Source organism: Maritalea sp. (genome assembly GCF_047634455.1).
Taxonomy (GTDB): Bacteria; Pseudomonadota; Alphaproteobacteria; order Rhizobiales; family Devosiaceae; genus Maritalea.
Genome location: NZ_JBLIAI010000078.1, coordinates 1 through 10,107 on the forward strand (window position 1 = coordinate 1; position 10,107 = coordinate 10,107).

10 protein-coding genes are annotated in these 10,107 nt (G+C 51.8%); 5 read left to right on the top strand and 5 right to left on the bottom strand.

All coding sequences use genetic code 11. The features are described 5' to 3' along the window. A partial coding sequence (locus tag ACJAZW_RS14015) for a hypothetical protein (protein ID WP_415159172.1) occupies nt 1–228 on the top strand: 228 nt, incomplete at its 5' end. A gap of 786 nt (nt 229–1,014) precedes the next feature. On the opposite strand, the gene ACJAZW_RS14020 is transcribed toward ACJAZW_RS14015, so the two are convergent. Then, complete coding sequence (locus ACJAZW_RS14020) at nt 1,015–2,217, bottom strand: MFS transporter (protein WP_415159174.1); 1,203 nt, start codon at nt 2,215–2,217, stop codon at nt 1,015–1,017. A 172-nt stretch (nt 2,218–2,389) separates the two neighbouring features. Between ACJAZW_RS14020 and ACJAZW_RS14025 the strand changes: the two genes are divergently transcribed. Further along, a complete protein-coding gene (locus tag ACJAZW_RS14025; protein ID WP_415159176.1) occupies nt 2,390–3,073 on the top strand; it encodes a DUF899 domain-containing protein in 684 nt (227 codons plus the stop codon). A 31-nt stretch (nt 3,074–3,104) separates the two neighbouring features. Here ACJAZW_RS14025 and ACJAZW_RS14030 read toward each other — a convergent pair whose 3' ends face one another. Together ACJAZW_RS14030 and ACJAZW_RS14035 are read right to left on the bottom strand one after the other, a co-directional pair. After that, nucleotides 3,105–4,136 (bottom strand): YcjF family protein, encoded by a 1,032-nt coding sequence (locus ACJAZW_RS14030; protein WP_415159178.1) that lies wholly within the window; start codon nt 4,134–4,136, stop codon nt 3,105–3,107. Continuing rightward, the gene (locus ACJAZW_RS14035; RefSeq protein ID WP_415159180.1) at nt 4,133–5,578 is read right to left on the bottom strand and encodes a YcjX family protein; all 1,446 of its coding nucleotides are present in this window, start codon (nt 5,576–5,578) and stop codon (nt 4,133–4,135) included. The genes ACJAZW_RS14030 and ACJAZW_RS14035 overlap by 4 nt, the downstream gene beginning before the upstream one ends. A 323-nt stretch (nt 5,579–5,901) precedes the next feature. Between ACJAZW_RS14035 and ACJAZW_RS14040 the strand changes: the two genes are divergently transcribed. Both ACJAZW_RS14040 and ACJAZW_RS14045 read left to right on the top strand, forming a co-directional pair. Beyond that, complete coding sequence (locus ACJAZW_RS14040) at nt 5,902–6,159, top strand: YjhX family toxin (RefSeq protein ID WP_415159182.1); 258 nt, start codon at nt 5,902–5,904, stop codon at nt 6,157–6,159. Between the two features lie 21 nt (nt 6,160–6,180). Beyond that, the gene (locus tag ACJAZW_RS14045) at nt 6,181–6,627 is read left to right on the top strand and encodes a GNAT family N-acetyltransferase (protein WP_415159184.1); all 447 of its coding nucleotides are present in this window, start codon (nt 6,181–6,183) and stop codon (nt 6,625–6,627) included. Nucleotides 6,628–6,776: 149 nt separating this feature from the next. Here ACJAZW_RS14045 and ACJAZW_RS14050 read toward each other — a convergent pair whose 3' ends face one another. Continuing rightward, nucleotides 6,777–7,688: a homoserine O-succinyltransferase gene (locus ACJAZW_RS14050; protein WP_415159186.1), complete on the bottom strand. Its 912-nt coding sequence runs from the start codon at nt 7,686–7,688 to the stop codon at nt 6,777–6,779. Between the two features lie 96 nt (nt 7,689–7,784). Beyond that, nucleotides 7,785–8,654 carry an ATPase gene (locus ACJAZW_RS14055; protein ID WP_415159188.1) on the bottom strand — a complete coding sequence of 290 codons (870 nt, stop codon included), beginning with the start codon at nt 8,652–8,654 and terminating at the stop codon, nt 7,785–7,787. 284 nt (nt 8,655–8,938) lie between these two features. Here ACJAZW_RS14055 and ACJAZW_RS14060 point away from each other — a divergent pair. Continuing rightward, nucleotides 8,939–10,107 (top strand): flagellar hook-basal body complex protein (locus tag ACJAZW_RS14060; protein WP_415159190.1); only part of this gene is annotated, 1,169 nt, incomplete at its 3' end.

Below are 10,107 nucleotides of genomic sequence, written 5' to 3' on the forward strand. Positions count from 1 at the left end.
GCCGTTGGTCGCTTTGCTCTCGACCCCGGCACCCCCGAGCATTTATACGCGCCGCCGTTGGTCGCTTTGCTCCTGACCCCGGCACCACCGAGCATTTATACGCGCCGCCGTTGGTCGCTTTGCTCCCTACCCCGGCACCCCCGAGCATTTATACGCGCCGCCGTTAGTCGCTTCGCTCCTGACCCCGGCACCCCCGCCAATTGGTGCCCCACATTAATGACGGGCTAAAACCGCCCGACGCCAATCACGGGACCTGCGTGGGCGCGCGAAAAGTTGGCCGGGCTGGCCGCCCTAGTACTAACTCAGCATTTCAAATTCGACGCCTGTGTGGGTTTGTTCGTTTTCCGTTCTTGGCATGCCCGGACTTGATCCGGGGTCACGTTTCGCAATAGTGGGTGATTGCGGTGACGTAAAGCGCCCCCCTCCCTTAATCCCTCCCCACGAGGGGGAGGGAGACATTCTTTTTCGCGCCGCCTGGTGGTCATGCTGTTGTTTTGGTCCCGCATCAAGTGCGGGACGGTGCGTGGTTTGGTGTTGCGTTTGGCATCTATAAACAAACAGGGGCAGCCCCGGACTTGATCCGGGGTCTAATTTTATCCGCTGCCGTTGGTCGCTGCGCGCCCGACCCCGGCACCCCCGAGCATTTATACGCGCCGCCGTTAGTCGCTTCGCTCCCGACCCCGGCACCCCCGAGCATTTATACGCGCCGCCGTTGGTCGCTTCGCTCCCGACCCCGGCACCCCCGAGCATTTATACGCGCCGCCGTTGGTCGCTTCGCTCCCGACCCCGGCACCCCCGCCAATTGGTGCCAAACTCAGTAATTGTGCTAGTCCGCAGCCTCTGTTTCCCTCCCCCTCGTGGGGAGGGATTAAGGGTGGGGGGCTTCTAAAAAGATGATCCCGGCTCAAAGGCCGGGAATGCCAACGTAGTTGCTTGCGCCATAGATCATGGCCGGGGGCCGGTAATGCCCCGTTTGAGAGCGACGAGGGCAGGAAGCTACATGTTTGATGAAAACTATTCTCCCACAATAACCTTCGGCTTCACCAGTAACGTCTCGTGTCCCTCGACCGGATGACGTGGGATGAGTTGCGATAAAATCAGCGATAAAGCTGCAAAGCCAGCGCCCGCCAAGAACACATAGGCTGGGTTGTAGAGCCAGATGACACCGAATGCCACGGGGATGACCACGGCGGCGATGTGGTTGATGGTGAAGGCCACAGCGGCGGTTGGGGCCATATCGGCCGGGTCGGCGATCTTTTGGAAATAGGTCTTCATGGCGATGGCCAACGCGAAAAAGAAATGATCAATCACGTAAAGCGATGCGCCTAAAATGGCGTTATTGACGAAAGCATAGCTGACAAACACAATGATCAAACCGACATATTCAAATGTGAGCGCTGCGCGTTCGCCAAAGCGGCCAATGGTTGCGCCGATGCGGCGGGCAAACAGCATGTTGAAGGTGACGTTGATGATGAACAAAAATGCGACTTCATGTACGCGAAAGCCGAATTTTTCGACCATCATCCATGCGGCAAATACGACAAAAATTTGACGTCGTGCGCCGGCCATGAAGGTCAACGCGTAATACAGCCAGTAGCGTTTGCGCAAGATTAGTTTTTTGTTTTGCAAATGCGGTTGGTCAAATGTTGGGAAAAAGAAAATGATGAACAGCACGAGGGTCAGGGTTAGCCCACCAAACATGTAGAACATGGCGATATAGGGAAGGGCGAAGACCTTCCACAAAAGGATCACCAGCCCATAAATTAACAATTGTCCGAAAGCGCTGGCGGCCAAAATGGTGCCCAATTGCTTGGCGGCGGTCGCTTTTGGGAGCCATTGCAATTGCAAACTTTGTGACATGGTTTCGTAATAGTGGAAACCAAGCGACATGATGAAGGTGGTGATCAAAAGCCCGGTGACCGAGGGGAACATTCCGGTGATTGCAATGCCGACGCCAAATACAACCAGCGAGATCAGCGCAAAGGTTTGCTCGCGCCACATAAGAATGAAGAACACCGCCGTAAAGGCCAAAAATCCGGGTATTTCGCGCACAGACTGCAACAGACCCATATCTGCGCCCGTGAAAGCGGCTTCTTCATGGGCAAAGTTGTTGAGGATGGCACTCCACGAGGCAAAGCCAACCTGAACGGTGATCGCCATCAGGATGAGCATGAAATAGGGCGTGCGCAGTTTTTCAAGGCGGGAGGAAAACGTCATAAATATGCATCTACGCTGCAAGTTTGAAACGGTCAAGAGAAATAAGATAATGAAAAACTTGTTTTATAGGCTTGACGGTGAGGGTGTTGCCGGTTGTCCAAATTGGAGTTTCTTGTTCGACATGTTGTTGAATTATGTTTCGATGATAAGTTTTTGCACAAGGGAGATTGCCATGAAACCGACAAGAATTGTTAGCCGTGACGCGTGGGAGAAAGAACGCATAGCGTTTTTGGTGGATGAGAAAGAATTTACCCGGCTGCGCGATGAATTGAGCGCGAAACGACGCGCATTGCCATGGGTTCGCGTCAACAAAGACTATGGTTTTGAAACCACCCGGGGCGCTGAGAGCTTGCGTGATCTGTTTGGCGACAAAAACCAGTTGATTGTCTATCATTTCATGATGGGGCCGGATTGGGCACAGGGGTGCAAAAGTTGTTCATTTTGGGCAGATAATTTTGATGGCATTGATGTGCATTTGGCGGCGCGGGATGTTGCGTTCAAAGCCATATCGCGCGCGCCTTTGGCAAAACTTTTGCCATTTAAGAAACGTATGGGGTGGCGTTTTGATTGGGTTTCGTCTGCGCCCAGCACCTTCAATTTTGATATGGAGGTGTCATTCAAAGAAGGCGAAGAGGGCCGATATAATTATCGCCCGTTTTCGGGCGGTGATGAAATGCCGGGGATCAGTGTTTTTGCGCGGGATGGCGAAGATGTCTATCACACATATTCAACGTTTAGCCGGGGTGTGGACTTGATGAATGGCGCGTATAACTATCTCGACCTTGCACCAAAAGGACGCGACGAGGATGATCTTGCTTATGGCATGGCGTGGTTAAAGCTCAAAGACAGCTACTAGGTCCAGATCATTTCTCAATTGAGTTCAGACCCTAGGATTTTGGGTCGTCCTTGGCGAGTTTGAGCAGTTCGGGCAAGAATTCGCTGACGTTTGGTGCCTTTGCGTTAAGGAACGGCATGGGCCGGGTGACGCGGATAGCGGCGATGCCCACGCGCACGGTCATCAACCCGTTGATGACGCCTTCGCCCAGTTTGGTGGAGACACGGGCGGCAATGCCGTGACCAAGCAATTGCTGTAATACGCTGTCGCCAAGGGCGATGCCACCCGTCAGGGCAAGGTGGCCAAGGATGGCTTTGGAGAGCGTCATAAAACCGAAGAAGCCGGGCCGAGCGCCATAAAGGGTTGCAACGCGACGGGATAGGCGGATGCTTTCGTAAAGCACAAATGCAATATCAAATAGCGCTCGCGGGCTGACCGAAGTGACGAGGGCGATGCGCCAGGCCGATGCAGCGATCATGATGCGGGCCTTTTTGTCGAGCGGGTGCTGCAACTCGCGCTCGGCGAATGGCAACACGTGGTCGGCATCGAATATTCCGTCTGCGCCTTTGTCGTAATTGGCGACAGAGCGGGCGCAATCGGCGCGTTCAGCATAGAGCTGGCGAATGTTTGAGGCGATGGATTTTGCGGGTTTGAGTTGGTGGTTTTGGTGCGCATCGCTGGCGGCAATTCGCAAATGTTCGAGTTTTCGCAAACGCATCATGCCGAACAATTCGCGGATAATCAGCGCGAATAGTGCCAAGAGCAAAAGCGCGACGGCCGCCAGGCCAATCCAGCCAAGAGCTGGGTAGCGGGCAAAGAGGTCTGAAACCAAACGCTCAAGTGCCAGAGCAGAGCCAAGCGACACCAAAAATGCGAGGGCGGCCCAAAACAGTTTTGACCATATGGAGCGCTTGGGCAGAACAATATCTTCAGCCAATTCGAGGTCGGCATTGAAGTTGGGTTCTTCAATTTGTGCCAAGGCGATGTCAAATGCCAAGGGTGATTTTGAGCCGTCGATTTTGGTCGGTGTTACGCTTGGCTTATTTGGTTCTGCGTTGATTTCTATGGCAACAGGTTTCTTCATTTCAGCTTGTCTCCGATCAGAAACTGGACGGCACGGTCAAGCCGAATATGGGGCAATTTGAAATGGCCTGTCTCAGTTGTGTCGGGTGCAGGAGGCCGAAAACGCAAAAACTTGAGTTGGCCAATGTGATCCCCATTTGCGTCAAAAACAGATTCAGGTTTAGCCGGTAACTCACCGGGGAACAAAGCGATTTCGGTTTTGCCGTTATATGTTTTTTTGCTCAACACTTCGCCTTTTTGCGGGGTGCCGATAATCGTTTCCAACGTTTCGCCTTGGTGTTCCACTGTCCCCTCTCGGGTGGCGCGGACAGACGAAAGGGCGATGGATGATGTTGCTGCGCCTTTATACTGGGCGTCGCGGGCGGCATTGCCCACAAGGTGGTTGAGGATCAATTCAAGCTGATTATGACTGGTGTGATGCAGGTGGTCGGCCTTGGTGCTTGCGAACAGAATTTTGTCGATTTTGGAGGAAAACCACGACGTCAGGATATTGTTTTGCCCGGTGCGAAAGCAGGTAAGAATCTCGCTGATGGCGGACTGCAAATCTTTAACGGCAGCTGGCCCCGCGTTCAATGCGGAGAGTGTGTCCACCAAGACGATTTGTCGGTCGAGCCGAGCAAAGTGATCGCGAAAGAACGGACGGACCACGAGGTCCTTATACGCCTCGTAGCGGCGTTCCATTGTCGCGTAAAAGCTGTTGTTTGGCTTGTTGCCAGCTTGGGGCGGCAATGGTGCAAAAGAAAGGGCGGGCGAGCCTTCCAAATCGCCGGGCATCAAAAATCGACCGGGGGGAAGGGCTGACAGCGCGTGCTCATCCTCTCGGCATTCAGCCAAATAAGTTTTGAACGCTGTGGACAGTTTTTGCGCCTCGGTTTCGTCGAACTGTGCGTCTTTTGCCATGGCGTTGCTCAGCGTCTTCCATGGTTTGGCGATGTCGCGCCGCGCCGGGTCGCTGGCGCGTTCAAATGCGTCGGTGGACCATTGTGCAAAGTTTTTGCTGAGAAGCGGTAAGTCCAACAACCATTCGCCGGGATAATCAACAATATCAAGATGCAACTCTTGTGGGCCGGTTATGCCGCCAATCCATGAGGCGCTCTGGTATTTGATCGTCAGCCGAACTTCAGAAATTTGCCGCGTTGATTTCGGCCAATGTCGGTCTTTGCTGGTGAGTGCAGATAGATGATCTTCAAAGGCGAAGCGCGGTGTTGCGTGATTTGGCAGCGGCGACAGTTTTGCGCCAATGATTCTGCCTTCAGCAAGCGGTTTGAATAGTGGTAGGTTGTTGCCTTCAACCAGCTGATGGATGAGCGAAGTGATAAACACAGTTTTGCCCGAACGGGAAAGTCCGGTAACGCCAAGGCGCAAGTTCGGGGTGAAAATATTTTGGACATTGTCCATCACATTGTCGAGCGCGATGCGGGTTTCGTCCGCCCAATTGCTCATAGAGCCTTATCCTTGATTTGCCCTTGTTGATCTCAAGGTAGGGATTTTTTGTCTGATCACAAGGGGTTGCTCCCCTCACGATGAATCGTTGCATAGATGCAACTGTACAATAAGTTTTGGTGGGGTGGATTGTTTTTGTGGTTGTGTGTTGTTACCTAAAATTTGCGTGCGCAATTGCAACCCCGCGTGCGACGGAGATTTGATGTTAGAGATTGCGGTAATCCGCTAGTTCCTGACCACAGGAACATTTGATTCAAAGGAACTGCTCAAGTGTGATGCTGAGCGAACCCTTTGTTACGTTCTCACGTCAAATGGATAAACCGTTGAATATCTCAAAATACGAACAACGTGTTTTGCACGTTCTCACGCAAGGTGGAGCCATTCACCATGAGCGCAATGAGCATGGCAAAATTCGTAAAATCATATGCCTAACGCGCGACGGTCATGTGCTGACCGACTGCACGCTTGAGGTTTTTACGCGTCTTCGCAAAAGACGTCTCATTAAGTCACAAAACGGGCGGCCCTATCGCGCTACGCGATTGGGGATCGTTTCTGCACGCCCGCAATATGACAATCGATAACAAAGAAATTGGAAATGAACGATGACTTCAGGTCAATACAAAATACGGGAATATTGCGCTGATGATACCGATGCGCTCATTGAAATCTGGCGATCAGCAAACGCGCTCGCACACCCATTCTTGGAAGACATTTTCGTCGAACAGGTGGGGAGCGATATGCGGTCTATATATCTGCCAAATGCTGAAACGTGGGTGCTGGAAGTGGATGGCTTGCCAGTGGGGTTTATTGCCTTGCTGGGTAGCGAGATTGGCGGGCTATTTTTGGACCCGCGTTTGCACGGACAAGGGTTTGGCAAAGCTTTGACCGATCACGCCGCAAAGCTCAAGGGAAAGCTGAGTGTCGAAGTGTTTGAAAACAACATAATCGGCAGACGGTTTTATGATCGCTATGGGTTTGTTGAGGTCTCAAGGCATTTGCATGAAGCTTCAGGTCAGAACGTCTTGATATTGGAGGTGCCGCAAGAATAGACTGTATGGGCAGGAGGCTGTTTTTATGAGCAGCCTCCTTTTTGCCCCCCCCCAAACACGTTTGAGGAGGTAATGATCTCGCATATCTTGCGGGATGGTGGTGTGATGACGCCTAGCTTTTGGCTTTTGATGTCAATTAAATGAAACGGCTATTTTCCGATATTTTCCAGATCATATTCGGTTGTTTGGTACATCTGGTTGATCCAGTTGCCGAACAGCAAATAGGCGTGGGAGCGCCAGCGGTTGAGGGGCTCCTTGGTCACATCGTCGTTGGGGAACGTGTTGATCGGCGGTTGGATATCCACTCCAGCTTCTTTGTCGCGCAGATATTCTTCTGCCAGCGAGCGGTGGTCATATTCAAGGTGATTGAGCATGAACAGCTGACGGTTCTGCGCATCGTCGAGCAAGCAAAGCCCAACTTCGCTCGAGCTGACCAGAATTTCCAAGTCTTTTGGCACTGACGCTTCGTCAATATCGTTGATGCGCGAAACGGGGATGGCAAAATCATCCGAGAAGCCCAATAGATATTTTGAGGCTGTTGCTGCCGCTTGATGGCGGTAGACGCCAAATGCCTTCTTTGGCCGACGGAAGCGCTGGACATTATGGAAGTAGTGCAGAGCGGCCTGCGCGCCCCAGCATACAAACATGGTGGTGTGCGCATTGGTGCGGGTCCAATCCATGATTTCTTTCATTTCATCCCAGTAGCCTACATCTTCAAATTCAAGATGGGCGATTGGCGCGCCGGTGATGATAAAACCATCAAATTTGCGGTGTTTCACCTCGTCCCAGGTTTTGTAAAAACTCTCAAGGTGCGTTTGCGGCGTGTTTTTGGACTGGTGTTCTGTAATGCGCACCAGCGTCAGATCCACCTGCAACGGGGTTGCGCCAATCAATCGGGTAAACTGTGTTTCGGTGCGCTCTTTGTTTGGCATCAAGTTCAGCAAACCAATTTGCAGCGGGCGAATATCTTGCCGAGCGGCGCGATCTTCGTCCATTACCATAACGCCCTCTGCTTCCAGCACTTTGCGAGCGGGCAGATCGTTGGGAATTCTGATGGGCATGGAAATTCTCCGGTTTTAGTTTGCAGGTGATCTAACGGATCAGATATTGATGTTACTTTGTGGGTAAAGAAGATTTAGGCGGTAAAGTTTAAGAACTCAACCAGCAAGGCGGTGTGCAACCGCCATCATCATCATCGCGTCGAAATCTTGGTCATCGCGGATGGTTTCGAAGTCACGTGCTTCGATGATATAGCCAAATTTGTCGGCAATGGCTTGATAGATTGGCAGACGATGGCGCACAAGCGCTGCGAAGCCCCAAACGGCAAAATCGTCCGGGTCCACATCATTGTCGTTCTTGATGGCTTTTTCGGCCTTATATCGGCCCCAAGCGTTTTCAAGCATATCGGGGCTATAATACATCGGTTTAGGCGCTTTGACAAAGCTGGAAATGAGCCGTTGCTCGTCTTCCTTTGTTCCGCGAATATAGAGCAGCGCGGAGTGCTGGCTTGCCGCCTGCAACACCGGGTCATTCGGATCGTTCGGGTCCACGACTTCGCAAAACGAACCTGACGTGTCCACGATAAAGTGCTTGTAACCGTAGATTGCGTGCGCGCGCTCAATAAAATAGGCAGTATCTTGCAAGGATGAGATTTCCGCTATGCGATGCTGGGCCTGCCGACGTTTGAATTCGGCAAAATCTAGGCCCCCTTTTTCCAGGTTGCCGGGTTGTCCAAGATAAGTCGAAAGCGGGGACAGGTTGTGGAACGTGATGTTTGAGCCGATATAGATGCTGTCGGTGCGCAACAAGCCTGCCAGAAACGGATCGCGCATGGCCCGTTTTTTGAAGTTGTCGACAATATGTTCGCCCATATAGCGCGTGCCAATGCGATAATCGACTGAATAGTGAAACCAGCCAGACTTGCGCAATTGGGTTGCGACCATGGTTTTGCCAACGCCGGACATGCCAAAGGCGGTTATCGCTTTGCGCGGGCTGTCTTTATATTCATCGGCCGAGGCAAATAGCATTCTTTATATAGTGGGGTGACCACTATCTCTCATTCACTTCAAAAGGTTGATCTGCTCTTAGCGGAGATTGGAAGCGCCCGCAAGCCGGACGGTGGTGGTTTGGTTCGTGACACAAGGGGTGGGAAAAACTTGCCGCATGCCGGGTGGAATCTGCCGCATGGGCGGTTCCGTACGCTGATGGAAAGTAATGAAAGTGTTTTGAATCAAAGCTTTATGAATCTGGCACTCAAATTGCATTCCATTAAGTAAATCGATGCGTGCGTCGTGATCAAAAGGAGAATGTAATGGGTATTTATGGTGCGTTGGCTACCGCCGTGACGGGGCTTCAGGCTCAGTCCTTCGCGCTTGAACATATTTCAGGCAATATCGCGAACTCTCAGACAACAGGTTATAAACGGATTGAAACCGACTTTGTTGATTTGATCCCTGATGCGCCATCCAAACGGCAGGTTGCCGGCGCGGTGTTGGCTCAATCACGAGCAACAAACGATGTGCAGGGCGATATTACGGTTGCTGATCGTAATACCTATATGGCGATCAATGGCGGCGGTTTCTTTGTTGTTGAGCAGAAAATTGGGACGAATGACGGCAATGCTGTTTTTGGTGGTACCGATTTTTATACGCGCCGAGGCGATTTCGACGTGGATAAAGAGGGATATCTGGTCAATGGTTCGAGTGCCTATCTCAAGGGGCTGCCGATTGATAGCAAAACCGGCAACGTTGCTGGTTCTGTGCCCGATGTGATCAAGCTGGACAATGCCTTTTTGCCTTCGCAACGCACCGCGGTGTTCAATTACCAATTGAACTTGCCTCAGTTGCCGAAGAACGCTGGTTATGACCCAGTTAATCCCAATTCGGAGCTGATCGTGGCCGGTGATTATACTGGCGGTACAATCGATCCCAATATTGCTGCAACTGACAATGCCTTGTTCCTATCAGATTCGATTGCCGGTGGAGCTATCACCGTCTATGCGGAAAACGGTGCACCGGCCAACGTTCAGCTTCGCTGGGGTAAAACAGATTCCTATGCGAACGGTGGTTCTGATACTTGGAATCTCTTTTACCAATTCGATGCTGACGCGGCAGGCACCAACCCACAATGGAAAAACGTCGGAACTGACTATGTGTTCGGCACCAATGGTTCATTGTCGCCATCCATTTCTTCTGTGAGCCTAACCGGCCTTGTGATCGACGGAATTTCAATTGGTGATGTTTCGCTGCAGCACGGCTCAAACGGGGTTACCCAGTTTTCCGATGCGAACGGCACTTCTGAAGTGACCAAACTTTCTCAAAACGGTTACCCCGCTGGCGAATTTGTGTCTGTTGAGGTGAATAGTGAGGGGCGGATTGTTGCCAATTATTCAAACGGTAAAAAAGTTGAGCTGGCACAGGTGGTTACCGCGCAGTTTAACTCTGAAAACCAGCTAAAACGACATGATGGTGGCATCTATTC

What these genes read in the sequence shown, in the direction of transcription:
- ACJAZW_RS14020 (WP_415159174.1), bottom strand. Translation starts at nt 2,217, where the DNA reads ATGACGTTTTCCTCCCGCCTTGAAAAACTGCGCACGCCCTATTTCATG.
- ACJAZW_RS14025 (WP_415159176.1), top strand. Translation starts at nt 2,390, where the DNA reads ATGAAACCGACAAGAATTGTTAGCCGTGACGCGTGGGAGAAAGAACGC.
- ACJAZW_RS14030 (WP_415159178.1), bottom strand. Translation starts at nt 4,136, where the DNA reads ATGAAGAAACCTGTTGCCATAGAAATCAACGCAGAACCAAATAAGCCA.
- ACJAZW_RS14035 (WP_415159180.1), bottom strand. Translation starts at nt 5,578, where the DNA reads ATGAGCAATTGGGCGGACGAAACCCGCATCGCGCTCGACAATGTGATG.
- ACJAZW_RS14045 (WP_415159184.1), top strand. Translation starts at nt 6,181, where the DNA reads ATGACTTCAGGTCAATACAAAATACGGGAATATTGCGCTGATGATACC.
- ACJAZW_RS14050 (WP_415159186.1), bottom strand. Translation starts at nt 7,688, where the DNA reads ATGCCCATCAGAATTCCCAACGATCTGCCCGCTCGCAAAGTGCTGGAA.
- ACJAZW_RS14055 (WP_415159188.1), bottom strand. Translation starts at nt 8,654, where the DNA reads ATGCTATTTGCCTCGGCCGATGAATATAAAGACAGCCCGCGCAAAGCG.